Source organism: Nonomuraea sp. NPDC048881, assembly GCF_040649795.1.
Taxonomy (GTDB): domain Bacteria; phylum Actinomycetota; class Actinomycetes; order Streptosporangiales; family Streptosporangiaceae; genus Nonomuraea.
This window is the reverse complement of sequence record NZ_JBEZGC010000001.1, coordinates 1007584-1027526: the sequence shown is the minus strand read 5'-3', so window position 1 is coordinate 1027526 and position 19943 is coordinate 1007584. Positions and strand designations below refer to the sequence as shown.

At 72.2% G+C, this 19943-nt stretch carries 20 protein-coding genes; 4 read left to right on the top strand and 16 right to left on the bottom strand.

Going from position 1 to position 19943, the window contains the following annotated elements; translation table 11 throughout:
* Positions 1 to 2 precede the first annotated feature (2 nt).
* Both AB0C33_RS04885 and AB0C33_RS04880 read right to left on the bottom strand, forming a co-directional pair.
* Positions 3 to 791: an ABC transporter permease gene (locus AB0C33_RS04885; RefSeq protein WP_358283666.1), complete on the bottom strand. Its 789-nt coding sequence runs from the start codon at positions 789 to 791 to the stop codon at positions 3 to 5.
* Positions 788 to 1726, bottom strand: a complete 939-nt coding sequence (locus tag AB0C33_RS04880) for an ATP-binding cassette domain-containing protein (protein ID WP_358283663.1) — start codon at positions 1724 to 1726, stop codon at positions 788 to 790. Before AB0C33_RS04880 ends, AB0C33_RS04885 begins: the two co-directional genes overlap by 4 nt.
* An 80-nt stretch (positions 1727 to 1806) precedes the next feature.
* Between AB0C33_RS04880 and AB0C33_RS04875 the strand changes: the two genes are divergently transcribed.
* Complete coding sequence (locus AB0C33_RS04875) at positions 1807 to 2574, top strand: TetR/AcrR family transcriptional regulator (RefSeq protein WP_352350236.1); 768 nt, start codon at positions 1807 to 1809, stop codon at positions 2572 to 2574.
* Here the strand turns inward: AB0C33_RS04875 and AB0C33_RS04870 are convergent.
* Complete coding sequence (locus AB0C33_RS04870) at positions 2563 to 3015, bottom strand: MarR family winged helix-turn-helix transcriptional regulator (RefSeq protein WP_358283660.1); 453 nt, start codon at positions 3013 to 3015, stop codon at positions 2563 to 2565. The two genes, AB0C33_RS04875 and AB0C33_RS04870, sit on opposite strands and share 12 nt — an antisense overlap.
* Positions 3016 to 3089: 74 nt before the next feature.
* On the opposite strand from AB0C33_RS04870, the gene AB0C33_RS04865 reads away from it, so the two are divergent.
* Positions 3090 to 3491 (top strand): hemerythrin domain-containing protein, encoded by a 402-nt coding sequence (locus AB0C33_RS04865; RefSeq protein ID WP_358283657.1) that lies wholly within the window; start codon positions 3090 to 3092, stop codon positions 3489 to 3491.
* On the opposite strand, the gene AB0C33_RS04860 is transcribed toward AB0C33_RS04865, so the two are convergent.
* From AB0C33_RS04860 to AB0C33_RS04830, 7 genes are all read right to left on the bottom strand, one after another.
* Complete coding sequence (locus AB0C33_RS04860; RefSeq protein WP_352321413.1) at positions 3488 to 4066, bottom strand: ATP/GTP-binding protein; 579 nt, start codon at positions 4064 to 4066, stop codon at positions 3488 to 3490. The genes AB0C33_RS04865 and AB0C33_RS04860 overlap by 4 nt on opposite strands.
* Entirely contained in the window at positions 4047 to 4409 is a 363-nt protein-coding gene (locus tag AB0C33_RS04855) for a DUF742 domain-containing protein (protein ID WP_125631446.1), read from the bottom strand. The genes AB0C33_RS04860 and AB0C33_RS04855 overlap by 20 nt, the downstream gene beginning before the upstream one ends.
* A 26-nt stretch (positions 4410 to 4435) precedes the next feature.
* Complete coding sequence (locus AB0C33_RS04850) at positions 4436 to 4858, bottom strand: roadblock/LC7 domain-containing protein (protein WP_357971168.1); 423 nt, start codon at positions 4856 to 4858, stop codon at positions 4436 to 4438.
* Between the two features lie 21 nt (positions 4859 to 4879).
* On the bottom strand, positions 4880 to 7714 hold the full coding sequence (locus tag AB0C33_RS04845) for a nitrate- and nitrite sensing domain-containing protein (protein ID WP_358283654.1): 2835 nt from the start codon (positions 7712 to 7714) through the stop codon (positions 4880 to 4882).
* A 225-nt stretch (positions 7715 to 7939) separates the two neighbouring features.
* Positions 7940 to 10165 (bottom strand): [protein-PII] uridylyltransferase, encoded by a 2226-nt coding sequence (locus tag AB0C33_RS04840; protein ID WP_358283651.1) that lies wholly within the window; start codon positions 10163 to 10165, stop codon positions 7940 to 7942.
* Positions 10162 to 10500 (bottom strand): P-II family nitrogen regulator, encoded by a 339-nt coding sequence (locus AB0C33_RS04835; protein ID WP_352321406.1) that lies wholly within the window; start codon positions 10498 to 10500, stop codon positions 10162 to 10164. The genes AB0C33_RS04840 and AB0C33_RS04835 overlap by 4 nt, the downstream gene beginning before the upstream one ends.
* Positions 10497 to 11813, bottom strand: coding sequence for an ammonium transporter (locus AB0C33_RS04830; protein WP_358283648.1), 1317 nt, complete (start codon positions 11811 to 11813; stop codon positions 10497 to 10499). The genes AB0C33_RS04835 and AB0C33_RS04830 overlap by 4 nt, the downstream gene beginning before the upstream one ends.
* 192 nt (positions 11814 to 12005) lie before the next feature.
* On the opposite strand from AB0C33_RS04830, the gene AB0C33_RS04825 reads away from it, so the two are divergent.
* A complete protein-coding gene (locus tag AB0C33_RS04825) occupies positions 12006 to 12926 on the top strand; it encodes an iron-siderophore ABC transporter substrate-binding protein (protein ID WP_358283645.1) in 921 nt (306 codons plus the stop codon).
* Here the strand turns inward: AB0C33_RS04825 and AB0C33_RS04820 are convergent.
* Positions 12910 to 13674, bottom strand: coding sequence for an MOSC domain-containing protein (locus tag AB0C33_RS04820; protein ID WP_358283642.1), 765 nt, complete (start codon positions 13672 to 13674; stop codon positions 12910 to 12912). The two genes, AB0C33_RS04825 and AB0C33_RS04820, sit on opposite strands and share 17 nt — an antisense overlap.
* Positions 13675 to 13684: 10 nt before the next feature.
* Positions 13685 to 14488: an alpha/beta hydrolase gene (locus AB0C33_RS04815; RefSeq protein WP_358283639.1), complete on the bottom strand. Its 804-nt coding sequence runs from the start codon at positions 14486 to 14488 to the stop codon at positions 13685 to 13687.
* Between the two features lie 79 nt (positions 14489 to 14567).
* Here AB0C33_RS04815 and AB0C33_RS04810 point away from each other — a divergent pair, with 79 nt between their 5' ends.
* Positions 14568 to 15134, top strand: coding sequence for a helix-turn-helix domain-containing protein (locus AB0C33_RS04810; protein WP_358283636.1), 567 nt, complete (start codon positions 14568 to 14570; stop codon positions 15132 to 15134).
* A gap of 118 nt (positions 15135 to 15252) precedes the next feature.
* Here the strand turns inward: AB0C33_RS04810 and AB0C33_RS04805 are convergent, their stop codons facing one another.
* From AB0C33_RS04805 to AB0C33_RS04790, 4 genes are all read right to left on the bottom strand, one after another.
* Positions 15253 to 16194, bottom strand: a complete 942-nt coding sequence (locus AB0C33_RS04805; RefSeq protein WP_358283634.1) for a sigma-70 family RNA polymerase sigma factor — start codon at positions 16192 to 16194, stop codon at positions 15253 to 15255.
* Between the two features lie 106 nt (positions 16195 to 16300).
* A complete protein-coding gene (gene hutI, locus AB0C33_RS04800) occupies positions 16301 to 17446 on the bottom strand; it encodes an imidazolonepropionase (protein WP_358283632.1) in 1146 nt (381 codons plus the stop codon).
* On the bottom strand, positions 17443 to 18765 hold the full coding sequence (locus AB0C33_RS04795) for a formimidoylglutamate deiminase (RefSeq protein ID WP_358283630.1): 1323 nt from the start codon (positions 18763 to 18765) through the stop codon (positions 17443 to 17445). The genes hutI and AB0C33_RS04795 overlap by 4 nt, the downstream gene beginning before the upstream one ends.
* Positions 18756 to 19925: an allantoate amidohydrolase gene (locus AB0C33_RS04790; RefSeq protein WP_358283627.1), complete on the bottom strand. Its 1170-nt coding sequence runs from the start codon at positions 19923 to 19925 to the stop codon at positions 18756 to 18758. Before AB0C33_RS04790 ends, AB0C33_RS04795 begins: the two co-directional genes overlap by 10 nt.
* Positions 19926 to 19943: the final 18 nt, after the last annotated feature.

Genomic DNA, 19943 nt, shown 5'->3' with positions numbered 1-19943 from the left:
GTCTAACGGTCCAGACGCTGGTACAGGCGGACGGACAGGACGAAGAAGACGACGGTGATCGCCGCCGGCCACAGCACCGCCATCGTCACGGCGTGCTGGGCCACCCACGAGTCGCCGCCCCAGCCCGGGTTGCCGAACAGCTGCCTGGCGGCGGCGACCGTGGAGGAGAGCGGGTTCCACTCCGAGATCGCCCCCAGCCAGCCGGGCATGGTGCCGGGCGCGACGAAGGCGTTGGACAGGAAGCCGATCGGGAACTCCAGCGTCTGGATCGCGACCACCGCGCCCGGCTCGCGGGTGAGCAGGCCGAGGTACATGCCCGCCCACAGCAGGGCGAAGCGCAGGAGCAGCAGCAGGCCGATCGCGCCCAGCGCGCCCCCGGCCGAGGCGGGCCGCCAGCCCACCGCCAGGCCGCACAGCAGCAGCCCGCCCAGGATCAGGACCGAGTTGAGCAGGTCGGCCACGGCCCGCCCGACCAGCACGGCCGAGGGCGCCATGGGCATCGACCGGAACCGGTCGGTGACGCCCTTGGAGACGTCGGAGGACACGGCGATCATGGTGGAGCTCAGGCCGAAGAGCATCGTCATGCCGTACATGCCGGGCATGAGGAAGGCGAAGTAGTCGGCCCCCGCGGGCACCTCGACCGCGCCGCCGAACAGGTAGCCGAAGGCCAGGGTGATCACCACGGGGAAGAACACCCCGAAGACCACCGTCATGGGCTGGTTGGCCCAGTGGATCAGGTCGCGGCGGGCGACGGTCCAGCCGTCGGCCAGCGCCCATCTGAGTGCGGTCATCGATCGCCTCCCGCGGTCGTCAGGTTCAGGAAGACCTCGTCGAGGGTCGGCCGGCGCAGCGCGACGTCGGCGGCCTCGATGCCGGCCGCCGCCAGCGCGGGCAGGACCCGGGTGAGCGCGCTCACGCGGTCGGCCACGGGGGCGCTGACGTGCCGGGTGTCCCGGTCGATCTCGGCGGGGCCCGCGGACGCCCCCGAGAGGATCGCTGCCGCCTCGTCGAGCCGCACCGGGTCGTTGATCACCACGTCGAGCCGGTCGCCGCCGAGCTTGGCCTTCAGCTCCTCCGGCGTGCCCTCGGCCGCCAGCCGGCCGGAGTCGATCACCGCGACGCGGTCCGCGAGCTGGTCGGCCTCCTCCAGGTACTGGGTGGTCAGCAGCACGGTCGTGCCGCCCGCGACCAGCTCGCGCACCGCGTTCCAGATCCCGGCGCGGCTGCGCGGGTCGAGACCGGTGGTGGGCTCGTCGAGGAAGAGCACGGGCGGCGCCAGGATCATGCTCGCGGCCAGGTCGAGCCGCCTGCGCAGGCCGCCGGACAGCTCCTTGGCCGGGCCGTCGTGCCCGGTCAGGCCGAAGCGCTCCAGCAGCTCGGCGGCCCGGGCGCGGGCGGCCGGCGCGCTCAGGTGGTAGAGGCGGCCGAACAGCTCCAGGTTCTGCCTTCCGGTCAGGATCTCGTCCACGGCCGTCTGCTGGCCGACCAGGCCGATGGCGGCGCGGACCCGGCGGGGCTCGGCCCTCACGTCGAACCCGGCCACCTCCGCCCGGCCGGCCGAGGGGCGAAGGAGCGTGGTGAGGATGCGGACGGCGGTGGTCTTCCCGGCGCCGTTGGGCCCGAGCAGGCCGTAGACGGTGCCGGCGGGCACGTCGAGATCGATGCCGTCGAGCGCCGTCTTCGAGCCGTAGGTCTTGCGCAGGCCCTGGGCGAGCACTGCGGACATGGCCACCTCCCTGTCGAATCGTACGGCGTACCGTACAGCATACGATCGACGCATGCAACCGTACGGTGTACCGTACGAGGGTGACTGTTGAGTACCCGGGCAAAGGCGACCCGGCCCGCAGCCTCGCGCTGCTGTGGCGGACGAGCGAACGGGCCAGCCGCAAGGGCAAGCCGGAGCTGAGCGTCGAGCGCATCGTCCGCGCCGCCATCGACGTGGCCGACGCCGAGGGGCTGGCGGCGCTGTCCATGCGCCGGGTGGCCGAGAAGCTGGGCGTGGGCACGATGTCGCTCTACACGTACGTGCCGGGCAAACCCGAGCTGCTCGACGTCATGCTCGACACCGTCTACGGCGAGACCGCCCGCCCCGAGGACGTGCCGGGCGGCTGGCGGGCCCGCCTGGAGCTGATCGCCCGCGAGAACTTCGCCCTCTACCTGCGTCACCCGTGGCTGCTCCAGGTGGCGGCCAGCCGCCCGGTCCTCGGCCCCAACGTCACCGCCAAGTACGACTACGAGCTGCGCGCCGTCGACGGCATCGGCCTGACCGACCTGGAGATGGACTCGGTGATCACGCTGGTCACCGGCTTCGTGCACGGCACCGCGAGAGGTGCGGTGGAGGCCGCCCAGGCCGAGAGCCAGACCGGCATGACGGACATGCAGTGGTGGGCCGCGCACGCGCCCTTCCTCAGCCGGATCTCCGATCCCGCCATGTTCCCCACGGCCTCGCGCGTCGGCCAGGCGGCCGGAGAGGCGCTGCAGGCCGCCTACAGCCCCGAGCACGCCTTCGAGTTCGGCCTCCAGCGCGTGCTCGACGGCGTCGAGGTGCTGGTCGACAGCCGGTCAGCGGGCTGACAACGCCTGCTCGTAGGCCAGCAGGGTACGCACGAACGTCTGCCGCTCCTGCGGCGTCAGCGGATCGAGGGCGGCCCGCCAGGCCGTGGCGCCGTAGCCGAGCCATTCGGTGATCGCCTCCTGGTGGGCCGGGGCGAGGCTGACGATCGTGCGACGCCGGTCTGCGTCGTCCTCGCGGCGCTCCAGCACGCCCTTCCTGCTCAGCTCGCCCACCATCAGGCTCACGGTGGCCGGCGCCACCTCCAGGCGCCCGGCCAGCTCGTTGACCGTGGTCGGGCCGTCGAACAGCAGGTAGGCCAGCAACGACAGGTGCCGGGGGGCCAGCGCCAACGACCGCAGCGCCTCGGGCACCTTGAGCCGCTTGGCCCGGCCCACCATGCGCGGCATCAGGAGCAGCAGCGTCCTGATGCCTTCGTCCACGCTCAAGCCGTCGGTTGACATCGCCAATACCTTGCTGTCTAAATTAGCTTTGTTCGCAAAGCTAATTTGTCGTCGTCTGAGCAAAGGATAGTGACATGGACGAGCGGGTGCGGGCCTTCGGGGACGAGCTGGTCAAGGTGCACGACTGGTTCAGGGGCGAGCTGGCGAAGCTGCGCGCGGGCGGAGCCGTCACCGACGACCTGCGGGCACACTGCCTGACCTTCTGCGACGCGCTGAGCTTCCACCACTCCGGCGAGGACCGGGTGGCGTTCCCCTACCTGGAGGGCACGCGTCCGGAGCTGAAGGAGGCGCTCGACCGGCTGCGCTGCGAGCACGAGGTGATCGCGGCGCTGGTCGAGGAGCTGCGCGCGGCGGGCGACCCGGCGGCGATCGACCGCGTCGCCGCCGAGCTGGAGAGCCACTTCGACTACGAGGAGCGGGCGCTGGTGCCCGTGCTCAACTCGCTGGAAAGCGTCCCGTGGGCGGTCGGCGGCTAGCGGACGGGGGCCGCGCGCAGCCGTACGACGTGCTCGACCAGCGAGATCAGCGTCGTCTTGACCGACTCGCGGTTGCGCGCGTCGGTGCGCACGATCGGCACGTGCGAGCCCAGCGCCAGCGCCTCGCGCACCTCGTCGTCGGTGTGCGGGAACTGCCCGTCCCAGCCGTTGATGCCCACCACGAACGGCAGCTTGGCCTCTTCGAAGTAGTCGATGGCGGGGAAGCTGTCGGCCAGGCGGCGGGTGTCGAGCAGCACGACCGCGCCGATGGCGCCGCGGACCAGGTCGTCCCACATGAACCAGAACCGGTGCTGTCCGGGCGTGCCGAACAGGTACAGGATCAGGTCGCGGTCGAGCGAGAGCCGGCCGAAGTCCATGGCGACGGTCGTGGTCTGCTTGTTCGGCGTCAACCCGAGGTCGTCGATGCCCGCGGACGCGTCGGTCATCACCGCTTCCGTGGTGAGCGGGAGGATCTCGGACACCGCCCCCACGAACGTCGTCTTGCCGACGCCGAACCCACCAGCGACGACGATCTTCGTCGAAGTGAGCCCGGGGCTAGAGCCTGCGAAGTCCACTGAGCACCCTTTCGAGCATGTTGAGGTCTGGCTGTCCCTGGCTGAGGCGTGGCTGGTGCAGGCGGACGAGACCTTCGTCTGACATGTCCGCCACTAGCACCCTCGCCACGCCCAGCGGGACGCGGAGCAGGGCCGAGATCTCGGCGACCGACCGGAACGTCCTGCAGAGCTGCATGATGGCCTCCTGCTCGGGGGTGAGCATGGCCATCTCGTCGTCCGGGATCGACATCGACGAGATCAGCGTCTCCATCGCGAGGTGATACCGCGGCTCGGAACGGCCGCCGGTCACCGCGTAAGGACGGAACAGGGGCTCGTCGTCCCCGGTCCCGTCACTGCCGTACACGGCCCTCTCCCATCAGTTCCATCACATCACCGGGTCCTGGCGGCCTGGAGTTCGGCGCGCAGGGCCGGCGTGAGCGCCTGTCCCGCTCTGTCTACCAGCAGCGTCATCTGGTACGCCACCAGCCCCATGTCACAATCAGGACCCGCCAGCACCGTCAGCACCGAGCCGTCGCTGATCGCCATGACCAGCAGCAGCCCGCGCTGCATCTCGACGACGGTCTGCGACACCGCGCCGCCCTCGAACACCCTGGACGCGCCCACCGTCAGGCTCAGCAGACCGGCGGAGACCGCCGCGAGCTGGTCGGCCCGGTCCGGCGGGAAACCCTCGGAGGCGGCCAGGCACAGGCCGTCCGCCGAGACGACCACGGCGTGCGCGACCCCCGGAGTGTTGCGCACGAAGTCGGTGATCAGCCAGTCGAAGCGGTTGGCTTCATGGCTCAGCGTTGTCACGCATCCTCCCCAGCGGGACGCTTACTCACTCTGTTCCTCCTGTCCACGTACTTCCTGGCGGCCCCGTCGCACACCCTTCTGGTAGCTGGCCATGCGGCTGCGCATCCGGTCGGCTGAGACCGGTGGCGCCGGCGGCGGCGACTGCTGAGCCTGCTGCTGAGCGGGCTGGCTGGCCGTGCCGGGGACCAGATTGGCCTTGGGGGTGCGCTTGGGGAGCCCCGCGGCGGTCACGCCGCCGAGGCTGGGCTCGCTGGCTTTGGCCGCCGCACGCCAACCGGCGTCCGCGGCCGTCTGCCACGCTTCCTCACCAGAGGGTACGGCTTGCGCGGGCCTCGCCTCACCGCCGTTCTCGCCGGACGAGGACGCCTCGGGCGCCGACTCCCCCGGCGGCCTGCGGAACCACGCGGACTCCACCGACGCGAAGATCGGCAGAAACTCCTCCTGCTCCGGCTCCATCGGCGAGACGTCCACCGAGGGCGCCGGATCGGGACGGCGTACGTCGTTCGTCCCGTAGTTCGTCGCGTACGGCGGCGGCGTCGGGAACGTCCCGCCGCTCGCCGGGTACGGCGGGAACGAGCCGGTGCCCGACGACAACGACGGGTAGGCCCCGGAGTCGAACGAGGACGGCTGCCGCCGGTAGGAACCGCCGTCGGTGTCGGCCGTGAAGCCGTTGACCGGACGGCCCGGGTCGGAGTTGAACGCCCCGAGCCCGTGCCTGGGCGCGGGCGGCGGCGGGTTGTCGAAGGACGGCGGCCCGGAGGGAGCGCTGTCGAAGGTCCCCGAGGGCGCCGGGGACGCCGGGGACGCCGACGGCCCGGTGCCGAACCTGGCCGGGTCGCCCGGAGCCGGCCTGGCCCCGTTCGCCTCGACCGAGTCGAAGCTGCCGAACGACCGGAACGAGCCGTTCGGCGCAGGCGGCGGCACGGTCCCGCCACCGAACGCGGGGCGCTGCGGCAGCGGCTGCTGCATGTTGTCGGCGATCAGCGTGGGCGGCAGCAGCACCATGGCGATCAACCCGGCGCCCTCGCCCTTGCGCAGTTGCACCCGGATGCCGTGGCGCAGCGCCAGCCGGCCGACCACGAACAGGCCCATGCGGCGGGAGACCGACACGTCCACGACGGGCGGCTCGGCCAGGCGGCGGTTGGCCTCGGCCAGCTCCTCCTCGGTCATGCTGATGCCGGAGTCGCTCACCGACAGCAGCGCGCCGCCGCCCTCGATGAGGCTGCTGGAGACCAGGACCTGGGAGTTGCTCGGGGAGAACTGGATCGCGTTCTCGACCAGCTCGGCCACCAGGTGGACGAGGTCGTTGGCGGCGCTGCCCTGCACGGACGTGGCCCGGTGGACCTTGACCTGGACCCGCTCGTAGCCCTCGACCTCCGACAGCGCGGCGCGCACGACGTCGACCAGCTTGGCCGGCTGGCTGCGCCGGCGGGTGGCCTCGTGGCCGGCGAGGACCAGCAGGTTCTCGGAGTTGCGGCGCATGCGGGTGGCCAGGTGGTCGAGCTTGAACAGGTCGGCCAGGCGGCCGCCGTCCTGCTCGCCCTTCTCCAGGCCGTCGATCAGCGAGATCTGCCGCTCGACCAGCGTCTGGGTGCGGCGCGAGAGGTTGACGAACATCGAGCTGATGTTGCTGCGGAGCTCGGCCTCCTCACCGGCCAGGCGCACGGCCTGGCGGTGGACCTGGTCGAAGGCCCGCGCGACCTCGCCGATCTCGTCCTGGCCCTCGACCTCGATCGGGCGGACCTCGGTGCTGGCCTCGCCCGAGACGCGCAGCTGGCGGACCACGTCCGGGAGCCGGAAACCGGCGATCTCCAGGGCCTCCGTGCGCAGCCGGCGCAGCGGGCCGACCATCGAACGGGCGATGGCCACGGTCAGCAGCAGCACGATCAGCAGCAGCGCCAGGATCAGCACACCGGCGATGATGGCGTTGCGGATCTCGGCCTCGCGCAGCTCCTGGCTGCGCAGGTTCACCTTGTCGGCGAGGTCCTTCTCGATCTCGTGCAGGACGCCGATCGCGACCTTGTTGTCGTTGAACCACTGCTCGCGGGCGTTGGACCGGGAGGAGATCAGGTTGTCGGCGATCCGCACGCCCGGGGCCCGGCCGCTGGCCAGGGTGACCGCGCGGGCCTTGGTGAGCTGGACGTTGACGTACTCGTTCTTGCCGGTCAGCAGCTTGGACAGCTGCAGGCCGATCTCGACGCCGGCCTCGGCGCCCACGGTGGCGATGTCGCTCTGCTCGCGGGCGTTGGAGGCGATGAACCGCTCGACCTCCTTGGCGTCGACGCGCTCGACGTTGTAGGAGTTCTTCAGCAGCTGCACGCGCTGGCGGGACATCTCCTCCTTGGCCTGCGCGAGCGCGCTCAGGGCGCGGAAGTGGCCGATGATCTGGGAGTCGTCCGACAGCAGCGCGAGCTCGTCGTGCAGCTTGAGCAGGGTGTCGGTCAGGAAGTCGTACCGGATGGTGTCGGCCTGGCCCTCGGCGCGGATCTTGGACAGCCGGTTGAGGTCGTACTTGGCCTGGCCGGCTGCCTTGACGACGCGTTCGCCGTAGGACTCGTCCATGGTGTCGAGGTCCGCGCGGACGCTGGTGACCAGCTTGTCGACCGCGGCCTTGTACTCGGCGAGTTCGCCGGCCTTCGACTTGCGCAACTTGGGATAGGCGCCGATCCAGCCCCCCGTGTCACGCTCCAGGCCGAGTGCCTGCACCAGGTCGCGGATCCGGCCGGACTGCTCGGCCGCGGTGGCCGTGCGGTCGTAGTCGCCGATGCTCTGGACCGAGCCGACCACACGTGCTCCCCCGAGCACGACGCCGGCGATGGTGGGCACGAGGATGAGCGCCGTCAGACGCCATCTCACGCGCCAGTTCCGCAGGCCGAGGCGAGGCAGCGACCGCTTCCCGCGGTCCCGCCTCGCGGCATGGCCGCTGTCGGAGTTCCCCGTGATCACTGCTTTCGCTACCCCTCAATCGTCCCGTTCAAACGACGGGTGTTCAAGCCGTCCACAAGGTATCCGCAGCATCCGACTTAACAGGCATTTCGGACACAATCGTTACATATGTGACCGACAGTTGTTCACTGTTGGTTATCGCAGTGCGGCCAGCACCTGATCGTGGACTTGAGCTCGCTGCGCGCTGTCGCTGAGGGGGCGACCGGCGCGGTCCACGACATAGAAGACGTCCACCGCCTCCGCGCCGAGAGTCTCCACGCGGGCGGCTCTCACGTCAAGACCGCACTCCCCGAACGCCCGTCCGATGCGCCACAGGAGCCCCGGCCTGTCATGGGCCCTGACTTCCACCACGGTGGCCGTCGCGGAGGCGTCGTCGACCAGTGTCACCCGAGGTGGAGCCACAGGTACCCGCGGCGGCCGCACGGACCTGGTCCGGCGGGCCAGCCGCTGCTCGATGTCAAGACGGCCGGCAAGGACGAGACGGAGGTCGGCCTCCAGGGTGGCGGGGTCGGGCGGCGAGCCGTACTCGGGCACGACGGCGAACTCGATCACCGCCGTGCCGCCCGCCGAGGCGGCCGACGCCGAGCGCACGACCATCCGGTGGGCGGCCAGCACCCCGGCGGCGCTCCACAACAGCCCGGCCCGGTCGGGCGCGACGACGGTGACCGCCCCGCCGTTGACGCGCACCGCGCCGCCGCCGTGCCGGGCCAGCGCCGCCTGCTCGGGCGGGATCGAGGGCGCCCTGGGCGGCGGCGAGCCCGACAACACGGACCTGACGCGGCGCACGAGGTCGGCGACCAGCCCGGCCTTCCAGGCGTTCCACGCGGCCGGCCCGGTCGCGTTGCCGTCGGCGACGGCCAGCGCGGCCAGCAGGTCGAGCACCTCGCGGGAGCCGACCGTGGCGGCGACCTTCTCGATCGTGACCGGGTCGTCGAGGTCCCGGCGGGTGGCGGTCTCGGGCAGCAGCAGGTGGTGGCGTACGACGGTGGCCAGCGTCTCGACGTCGCGGGCGGGCAGCCCCATGCGCCGGGCGATGTCGCGGACCACGACCTCGCCCGTCGCCGAATGGTCGCCCGGCCAGCCCTTGCCGATGTCGTGCAGGAGCGCCCCGATCAGCAGCAGGTCGGGACGGGAGACCTCGCGGGCGTGGCCGGCGGCGTTCGCGGCGGCCTCGATCAGGTGCCGGTCGACGGTGAAGCGGTGGATGGGGTTGCGCTGCGGACGGTGCCGTACGCGCTCCCAGTCAGGAAGCAGCTTGACAAGCACGCCCGCCTGGTCGAGCTCCTCCCACACCGGCACGGCGGCCCGTCCGGCGCCGAGGATCGACACCAGCGCGTCGCGCGCCTCCTCCGGCCACGGCACCGGCATCGGAGCCGACTGAGCAGCCAGGACGGACACCGTGGCGGGCGCCAGCGGCAGCCCCGAGCCGGCCGCCGCGGCGGCGGCCCGCAGCACCAGGACGGGGTCCTTGCGCGGGTCGGCGCCCCTGGCGAGCACCACCTCGCCGCCGTGCTCGACCACGCCGTCGGCCAGCGGGCGGCGCCCTCGCGGGACCGGCCCTGACAGCAGCCTGTCAACCGTGCGCCAGGTGGCGTCGAAGGCGTGGGAGACGGTCCGGCCCGCCTCTGCGAGCCGGCGCATGAGGGCCTCGGCGTCCAGCAGGCCGAGCAGCCCGGCCACCGCGTCCTGCTCCTGGAGCACCAGCCGGTCGGCGCCGCGCGCGGTGACGACGTGCAGCGCGTGCCGCACGTCGAGGATGAACTCGTGGGCCTCGCGCGCCCGCGGTCCCGGCGCCGAGGCGACCCACGCCGCCGCCACGGCCTGCATCGCCTGGACGTCGCGCAGCCCGCCGCGGCCGTCCTTGAGGTCGGGTTCGAGGAGGAAGGCCAGCTCGCCGCTGACCTGGGCCCGGCGGTCGGCCGACGCGCGCAGCTCGCCCAGCCTGCGCCGCGAGTCGGCCCGCCACTCGGCCAGCACCGCCTCCCTGGCCCTCCTGGTCAGCTCGGGGTCGCCGGCGACGTGCCTGGCCTGGATGAGGCCGAGCACGGCCTTGAGGTCCTGCCCGGCCACGGCCACGGCCTCCGCCACGGTCCGCACGGAGTGGTCGAGGCCGACGCCGGAGTCCCAGATCGGGTACCAGATGCGCTCGGCGATCCGCGCCACGTCGGCCCGCCCGTCGTGCAGCAGGACCAGGTCCAGGTCGCTGCCGGGGGCCGGCTCGCCGCGGCCGAGGCTGCCGACGGCGACCAGGGAGACCTGGTCGCCGTCGCTCGCCGTCCTGAAGAGGTCCTTGAGCCAGCGGTCGGTGTCCGCGGTCCGCTCCTTGCGGGCCGCGGCGTACGAGCGCGCCTCTCCTCTCACAGGGCCTCCGGCCCTCGCTCTCCGGTGCGTACGCGCACGGCCGTGTCGACGGGCACGGACCAGACCTTGCCGTCGCCGATCTTGCCGGTGTGCGCCGCCTTGACGATGACGTCGATGACGTCCTCGGCGTCGTCCTCCTCGGTCAGCACCTCCAGGCGCACCTTCGGCACCAGGTCCACCTGGTACTCGGCGCCGCGGTAGACCTCGGTGTGGCCGCGCTGGCGGCCGTAACCGCTGGCCTCGCTGACCGTCATGCCCTTGATGCCGAACTGCTCCAGCGCCGCCTTGACGTCGTCGAGCTTGAACGGCTTGATGATCGCGGTGATGAGCCTCATGCCTCCACCTTCTTGGGAGCCGGTGCCGGGGTGAGCGGACCGTTCGGGGTGGTCACGCCGGAGGCGTAGACCGTGCCGAGGTCGTACCCGGTCTCGGCGTGCGTGGTGACGTCGATGCCGGTGAGCTCGTCCTCGGCGGAGATGCGGAAGCCCATCGTCCTGTCGATGAGCTTGCCGACGATCCAGGTGGCGGCGAACGAGTAGCCGCCGATCGCGACCGGGCCGAGCACCTGCAGCCCGAGCTGGCCGAGGCCGCCGCCGTAGAACAGACCCTTGCTCTGCTGGTCAAGGAAGGGATAGGCGGCCAGGAAGCCGAGCGAGACGGCGCCGATGACGCCGCCGACCAGGTGCACGCCGACCACGTCGAGCGAGTCGTCGAAGCCCAGCCGGTACTTCAGGCCCACGGCGTAGGCGCAGACCGCCCCGGCGGCCAGGCCGATGACCATCGCGGCCCACGGGTCCACGAAGCCGCAGGCCGGCGTGATGGCGACCAGGCCGGCGACCGCGCCGGAGGCGACGCCGAGGCTGGTGGCGTGGCCGTCGCGCAGCTTCTCCACGACGAGCCAGGCCCCCGCGGCGACCGCCGTGGCGATCTGGGTGTTCATGAACGCCAGCCCGGCGGTGCCGTCCACGGCCAGCTCGGAGCCGGCGTTGAAGCCGAACCAGCCGAACCACAGCAGGCCCGCGCCGAGCAGGACCAGCGTCAGGTTGTGCGGCCGCATCGGCTCCTTGCGCCAGCCCTGGCGCTTGCCGATCACGAGGGCCAGGGCCAGCGCCGCGGCGCCGGCGTTGATGTGCACGACGGTTCCGCCGGCGAAGTCCTCGATGCCCATGGTGTTGAGCCAGCCGGTGCCCCACACCCAGTGGGCGACCGGGAAGTAGACCACGGTGGCCCAGATGACGCTGAACAGGATCCACGCGCCGAACTTCGCCCGGTCCGCGATCGCGCCGCTGATCAGGGCGACGGTGATGATGGCGAACGTCAGCTGGAAGGCCGAGAAGACCAGGCTCGGCATGCCGGTGCCGTCGTCCTTGGTGGCCGTCTCCACCAGGCTCTGCAGGCCCAGGGCGTCGAAACCGCCGACGACGTTGTTCAGCAGCGAGCTGCCGTTGTCGGTGAAGGCGAGCGAGTGCCCGAACAGCACCCAGGCCACGGTGACCGTGATGATGGCGCCGAAGGACATCATCATCATGTTCAGGACGCTCTTGGCCCTGGTCATGCCCCCGTAGAAGAACGCGAGACCCGGAGTCATCAGCAACACCAGCGCGGTGGCCGCGAGCATCCAGGCTGTGGTGCCGCTATCGATCTTCACGACGCGACCCTCCTTACATGTGACGTGTTGCCACAGCGTGTTCGGCCGGGGTTTCGTGGCTCGACCTGCAGTGTTTCGCGGCGGTGAATCTCACCGGCACGGTGTTTCGGGTAGGTTTCGGCCCCTTCACACGCGCCGATCCGGTCATGAGATACTTAGGATTGCCTAACCTAATAGATCAAGGAATCCCTCATGCGTCTCCGGCTTCTGGCCCTGCTCCCCGTCCTCGCCCTGGCCGCCTGCGGCACCTCGACCGGCACGGAGGACGCCGGCCCCACCCGGACCGTCAAGCACGCCATGGGCGAGACCAAGGTGCCGATGACCCCCAAGCGGGTCGTCGTGCTCGACACCGACAAGCTGGACACGATGGTCTCCCTCGGGATGGCCCCCGTCGGCGCGGCCCAGGCGGGCGAGAACCAGACCTGGCCGGAGTACCTCGGCTCGGCGCTGTCGGCCACCAAGCCGGTCGGCACGCTCCAGCAGCCCAACATCGAGGCCATCATGGCCCTCAAGCCGGACCTCATCCTCGGCTCGAAGTTCCGCCAGGCCGCCTTCTACGACAAGCTCAGCAAGATCGCGCCGACGGTGTTCACCGAGAAGGTGGGCGTCACCTGGAAGGAGAACTTCCTGCTGGACGCCGAGGCCCTGGGCAAGAAGGAGCAGGCGTCCGGGCTGCTGTCGGCCTACGAGCAGCGGGCCGAGGCGCTGGGCGGGAAGTTCGGCAAGCTGTCGGTGAGCATCGTGCGCTTCATGCCCACCGAGATCCGCATGTACGGCCCCGAGTCGTTCAGCGGCATCGTGGTCGGCGACGCGGGCGTCCAGCGGCCCGAGGCCCAGCGCCTGGCCGACCAGGACGACAAGCGCTTCGGCAAGCTGAGCCAGGAGAACATCGCCAAGGCCGACGGCGACGCCGTCTTCTACAGCGCCTACGGCGAGGCCGCCGCCAAGTCGCAGGCCACGGTGACCGGCGGCCCGCTGTGGCAGAACCTCGCCGCGGTGAAGGCCGGCCACGCCCACGACGTGGACGACGAGATCTGGATGACCGGCATCGGCGTCACCGCCGCCGGCAAGATCCTCGACGACCTGGAGAAGTACCTCAGCCCGCTGGCCTGACCCGGTCGCCCCGGACGATCCGGCCGGGCCGCAGCACCCGCGCGTAGACGCCCGCGCACGCCTGGAGCCCGGCCTCCAGCACCTGGATCCGGTTGTGCCGGGCCGGCACCCGCAGCGCCTCGGTGTCACGGCCGAGCGCGCCGTGGGCGAGCGTCGGCACCGCGCAGCGCGGGCTGGCCACGATGACCTGGAGCACGACCTCGTCCCCCACGTGCAGCTCGCGCCCCACCCAGTCGTTCTCCACGAAGCCCGCCGCGTCCGTCCTGATGATCAGGTTGGGCCGGTAGCGGAGGGCTTCGACGTGCCCGCGCGGGCTGAGCTCGCCGATGCGGTCGATCGTCGAGGTGGAGATCAGGTGCAGGGGCGCGAAGTCGAAGAAGGTGCCCGCCGGCGAGGCCCCGCCGAGCGTGCCTGCCGTGTACGGCACCTCCGCCTCGATGCCCTCGGCCAGCACCCGCTCGGGCACCGACCGCTCCAGCTCGGCCCCCTCCGGCGGCACGTCGGTCAGCCGCACCTCGCGGCCGAGCAGCTTCGACAGCTCCTCGTCCCCCGGCGCGCGGGCGCCTTCGACGGTCAGCAGGTCGCGCCAGAGCCGCGGGTTCTTGGCGCTGGCGATCTTGCCCGTGGCGACGTCGAGCACCGCCCGGGCCCGGTCGCCGGCCAGGCCGCGCTCGGTCACCTCGCTCTCGGCGACCTCCTCGCCCAGCATCGACTTCACCGGATAGCGGCGCAACGCCTCGACATGCATGATCGAGAGCTTAGGCCCGGCCCCAGAAGCGGCGCAGGTGGGGGACCAGCTCGGCGGCCCGCTCGTCGGGGAAGAACAGCCGCCCGCCGTCGATCTCGACGACCTCCCGCACGCCGGGGATCGTGTCGCGCAGCCAGCGGGCCCAGCTCACGTCGAAGAACACGTCGCCGGTGCCCCACACGACCAGCGTCGGCACGGTGAGCACGGTGAGCTGCGGCTCGATGGCGACCATGTCCGCGGCGTCGATCGAGGCCAGCAGGCGTTCGAAGGCGCGGCCGCCGTCCGGCTTGGCCAGGATCGGGCGCAGGTAGGCGTCCACCAGCGCGGCGGGGTCGTCGATGTGCTCGTAGCCGGCGCCCAGGGCGGTTCGGGCCAGCAGCTCGGGGTGGTCCAGCACGGCGGCCACCAGCCCGGCCAGCTCGCCCCTGGCGGCCAGCTCCACGGTGTCCTTGAACGCCTCCGGCGGGGTGTTGGTGTGCACGTCGCAGTTGGTGAGGGTGAGCGAGCGCAGGCGCCGGGGGTGGCGGACCGCGAAGACCTGGGCGACGGCGCCGCCGGTGTCGTTGGCCACGAGGTCCACCTCGTCCAGGCCGAGCCCGGCGCACAGCTCCTCCACGGCCTCGGCCAGCGCGGGGATGGACAGATCTTGGCGCGGCTCGCTGCCGCCGTGCGCGGGCAGGTCCAGGGCCACGCAGCGGCGCTCGTCGCGCAGCTCGGCGATGACGTTGCGCCACAGGTACGAGCTGGTGCCCACCCCGTGCACGAACAGGGTGACCGGGCCCCGGCCCACGTCCACGTAGTCGATGCCGTCCATGCCGGCTCCCTCTCGATTACAGACCGACTGTCGGTCTAGGAAATTACCGACCGTTGGTCGGTTTGTCTAGAGTGAGGGCATGAACCTCAAGGCGGAGCGCGGCGCGGCCACCCGCGACAAGGTCCTGGCCATCGCCACGCGGCTGTTCGCCGAACGGGGCTACGACGACACGTCGATCGAGGCCGTGCTCCAGGAGTCGGGGCTGAGCCGCGGGGCCCTCTACCACCACTACGCGGGCAAGGACGCGCTGTTCGAGGCGGTGCTGGAGGCCACGGAGTCGGCCATCGGCGTCAAGATCGCCAAGGCGGTGCGCGGCATCGCCGACCCGGCGGCGGCGCTCCTGGCGGGCGCGCTGGCCTGGGTCAGGCTGGCGGGCGATCCGGTGATCCGGCGCATCGTGCTCATCGACGCGCCCGCGGTGCTGGGCTGGGAGAGCTGGCGGGCGATGGAGGAGCGGTACTCCTTCGGCATGCTGAAGGCGGCCCTGCAGGCGACCGGCGCGGTCCCCGACGGCTTCGTCGACCTGCACGCCCACATGCTGCTGGCCGCCGTCAACGAGAGCGCCCTGCTGGTCGCCAGGGGCGGCGACACCGCGACGGCGGAGGCCGCCGTGGAGGAGTTCCTGCGCCGCGTCCTCAAGCCGTAGCAGGCGCTCAGGCACCGCGTCCTCAAGCCGTAGCAGGCGCTCAGGCGCTGCGGCACGGCCACGGAAACGGCGGCGCCGCCCGAAAGGCCGGGCGGCGGGGCCGAAACGCGGAGAAAGGTCAGGCGGCGGCGTTGGCCATGCGGCGCAGCCGGGCCAGGGCGTCGCGCTCGATGCGGCGGGCCCGGTCGCGGCCGATGCCGTAGCGCTCCCCCACCTCGGTCAGCGTGTGCTCGCGCCCGTCGAGCAGCCCGTAGCGCCAGCGCAGCATCTCGCTGGTGTCGCCCTCCAGGCCGGTGAGCCACTGGTCGAGCCGCTCGCGCTCAAGGATGTCGATGGCCTGCTGCTCGGGATCGGCCCACGTCTCGTCGGCGATCATGTCACCAAGCTCGGTCTCGTCCTCGTCACCCACGCCGAGCTGCAGCGACACCGGGTCGGACGCCCAGCGGCGCAGCTCGCGCACCCGCTCGATCGGCAGGTCGAGGATCTCGGCGAGGTCGCCGTCGGTCGGCTCGGCGTCGAACTCGGCCAGCATGTCGCGGCGCACCCGCATCAGCCGGGTCATCTGCTCGCCGGCGTGCGTCGGCAGCCGGACCGGACGGGCCTGCTCGTGGATGGCCCGTCCGACCGACTGCCTGATCCACCAGGTCGCGTAGGTGGAGAACTTGTACCCCCGGCGGTAGTCGAACTTCTCGACCGCTCGAACCAGGCCCAGGTTCCCCTCCTGGACCAGGTCGATGAGCGGCATCCCCCGGCCCGAGTACTTCCGGGCCACCGCCACCACCAGGCGCAGGTTGGCCTGGATGAACTCGTCCTTCGCGCGCTGGCCGGAGACGGCCAGGCGCTCCAGCTCCTCGTCCGCCGCGTCCCCGATGCGCGGCTCGGAGCCTCCGCTGTCAAGAAGCTGCTCGGCGAACAGGCCCGCCTCGATCCGTTTGGCGAGCTCCACCTCTTCCTCCGCCGTGAGCAGCGGGACCCGGCCGATCTCGGCCAGATACGTCCCCAGCAGGTCGCGGTCAGCGACGTGCTGCTCCTGCGTGCGACTCCCCGTAGGCCTTGCCATCCCCTGGCACCTCGTTCCGCAGCTGCGTCCTATATCCGGCCAACGTCCGGCCGGAAGCAAAGATTCCCTAAACAGCTACGCCAGAGGGAGGGTCTTGGACGTCCTCCTAAAGGAGGAGGCCGGCCTGAAACACCTGGTGGACAAGGGGAACACCGGGTCGGTACGCCAGATGGACATAGGAGGGGGCGTCGAGCACGACCAGGTCGGCGCGGGCTCCCTGACGCAGCCAACCTACGTCCGTGCGGCGCAGCGCGCGGGCCCCGCCGTACGTGGCCGCGCGCACCGCCTCCAGCGGCGTCATCCCCATCTCGCGCACCGCCAGCGCCACGCAGAACGGCATCGACGAGGTGAACGACGAGCCGGGGTTGCAGTCGGTGGCCAGCGCGACCGTGACGCCCGCGTCGATGAGCCGCCGCGCGTCGGGATAGGGCGAGCGGGTGGAGAACTCGGCCCCCGGCAGCAGCGTCGCCACCGTCCCGCTCGACGCGAGTGCGTCGACGTCGGCGGCCGACAGGTGGGTGCAGTGGTCGGCCGAGGCCGCGCCCAGCTCGCAGGCGATGCGCACGCCGGGCCCCTCGGTGAGCTGGTTGGCGTGCACCCGGGGCTGGAGCCCGGCCTTGATCCCGGCGTTCAGGATCTCCCTGGTCTGGTCGCCGTCGAACGCGCCGCGCTCGCAGAAGACGTCCACCCATTTGGCGTAGGGGGCGCAGGCGTCGAGCATCTCGCCCGTCACCAGCCGGACGTAGTCGTCGGCGTCGGCGCCCTCGGGGACGACGTGCGCGCCCAGGTAGGTCGTCTCGTCGGTGAGGGTGGTGGCGATCTCCAGCGAGCGGCGCTCGTGCTCGGCGGACAGGCCGTAGCCGCTCTTGATCTCCACGGTGGTGGTGCCCTGGGCGAGCATCTCCTCCACCAGGGCGCGGGCGTGCGTGGCCAGGTCGGCGTCGCTCGCCGCGCGGGTGGCGGCGACGGTCGTCCTGATGCCCCCGCCGGTGTACGGCTGCCCCGACATGCGGGCCTGGAACTCGGCCGTACGGTCGCCGGCGAACACCAGGTGGGCGTGGCTGTCCACGAACCCGGGCAGCACGGCCCGGCCGCCGGCGTGCAGGCGCTCGTCGGCGTCGGGCGCCTGGGCGGCGGGGCCGACCCAGGCCACCAGGCCGTCCTCGACGACCAGCGCCGCGTCGGTGATCTCCTCGCGCTCGGGGTCGCCGGTGTAGAGCAGCCCGATCCCGTCGATCAGCGTGGTGGTCATCGCACCTTTCCTATCGCCTCGGAGAGCATGTGCCCGACGTCGCCGAGCTCGTGGCGGCCCTGCGCGACCACCCTGCGGCCGCCGGAGACCACCGAGTGCACGTCGGAGGCCGTGGCCGCGAACACCACGGCCTCCAGGCCGCCGATGCCCGCCGTGCGCACCGAGTCGAGCCGGACCGACACCAGGTCGGCCCACGCCCCGGGGATGAGCCGGCCGGCGTCGGCGAAGCCGAGCGAGGTGTGCCCGGCGCCCGTGGCGGCGGTGAGCAGGTCGGCGGCGCTCCAGTGGCCGCGCCGCTCGCTGGTCAGCCGCTCGTCGAGCTCGACCGCGCGGGCCTCCTCGAACAGGTCGATCACGGCGTGGCCGTCGGAGCCGAGCGTGATCGGGGTGCCGCGGTCGGCCGCCGCCCTGGCCGGGCCGACGCCGTCGGCGAGGTCGCGCTCGGTGGTGGGGCACATGCAGATGTACGTGCCCGACTGGCCGAGCAGCTCCACGTCGGAATCGGTCAGATGGGTGGCGTGCACCGCGGTCGAACGCGGGCCCAGCACGCCGCGCTCGTGCAGGATCTGGACCGGCGTGGCGGCGTACGTCTCGGCGCAGGCCGCGTTCTCGGCGCGCTGCTCGGAGACGTGCGCGTGCAGCGGGGCGCCGTGCCGGTGGGAGAACTCGGCCACCACCGGCATCTGCTCGGGCGGCACCGCGCGCACGGAGTGGACGGCGGCCCCGATCTCCACGTCGTGCTGCCCCTCGTAGGCGGCGGCCAGCTCGTCGGCCCTGGCCGCCCAGCCGTCGGCGCTGCCGTCGCTGAAGCGCAACTGCGTGCCCGACAGCGGCACGCCGATGCCGCCGGACAGGTAGCAGGTGTCGAGCAGCGTGATGCGCAGCCCGGCCTCGCGCGCGGCCTGGACGAGCGCGTGGCTCATCACGTTCCTGTCCTCGTACGGGCGGCCGCCGGGGCCGTGGTGCAGGTAGTGGAACTCGCCCACGCAGGTCACCCCGGCCAGCGCCATCTCGGCGTAGACGGCCCTGGCGAGCTGGAAGTAGGTGTCGGGGTCGAGCTTGCCCGCGACCTCGTACATCTGGTCGCGCCAGGTCCAGAAGTCGCCCTTGCCGCGCTGGGTGGCGCCGCGCAGGGCCCGGTGGAAGGCGTGGGAATGGGCGTTGGCCAGGCCGGGGATGGTCAGGCCGGGCAGCCGCTCGGCCGAGCCGGGCTCACCCCCCCCGATCCGGGCGATCCGGGCGCCCTCGACCTCGATGAGGACGCCGTGGGCGACCCCGTCGGGCAACCAGGCCTGCTCGCACCAGTAGGTCAGCGACACAGATCCTCCAGCACGTCCGCGAGTGCCACCACTCCCGCATGGCAGTCTGCCTGGTCGGCGTGCTCCTCGGGGGAATGGGACACGCCGGTGGGGTTGCGTACGAACAACATCGCGCTCGGGACGCCCGCCGTGGCGAGGATTCCGGCGTCGTGGCCCGCTCCGGTCGGCAGGATCGGCGCGGGCGTGTCGCCGCCCGCCACGCGGGCCAGCCGGTCCCTCAGCGCCGCGCCGAAGGCGACCTCGGGGGTCCACGACTCCTCGCGCACGTCCGCGCCGGCCCCCGCGGACAGCTCCTCGACCAGGGCGCGGACCGCGGGCTCGGCCGGGCCTCGGGCGTCCAGCCAGGCCGTGACCAGGCCGGGGACGGCGTTGGCGTTGCCGGGCGAGACGCGGGTCTTGCCGACCGTGGCCACCACGTCGTGCCGCTCGGCCGCCTCGCGGGCGGCCAGCACCAGGCGGGCGAAGGGCAGCATCGGGTCGTCGCGGTCGGCCAGCCGGGTGGTGCCCGCGTGGTCGGCCCTGCCGTGGAAGTCGAACCGCCACCGACCGTGCGGCCAGATGGCGCTGGCCACGCCCACCGGGCGGCCCTCGTGCACCAGGCCGCGGCCCTGCTCGACGTGGAGCTCGACGAACGTGCCGACGGTGGCCAGGGTCTCGGCGTCGTGGCCCACGTCCGCCGGCTTGCGGCCGGCCCGCGTCATGACGTCGGCCAGCGTGTCGCCGTCGTCGTCGGTGAGCGCGAGCGCGCGTTCCGGCGTCAGCGCGCCGGTGAGCAGCCGGGAGCCCATGCACGGCACGCCGAACCTGGCGCCCTCCTCGTCGGTGAAGCAGGCGACGCCGATCGGCCGGCCCGGCGTGACCTGCCGTTCGCGCAGCAGGTCGAGGGCGGCGAAGGCGGACACCACGCCGAGCGGGCCGTCGTAGGCGCCGCCGTGGCGCACGGAGTCGAGGTGGCTGCCGGTGACCACGCCGGGCCGGCGCGACGGGTCGCCCCACCAGGCCCAGAGGTTGCCGTTGCGGTCTTCCCGCAGGTCGAGCCCGCGGCGCGCGGCCTCGCCCGCGAACCACCCGCGTAGCTCCATGTCGGCGGCCGACCAGGCGTCTCTCACGTATCCGCCGGAGCGGGGATCTCGTCCTATGTGCGCGAGTGGTTCAAGCATGGGTCCACTGTAGTGAAT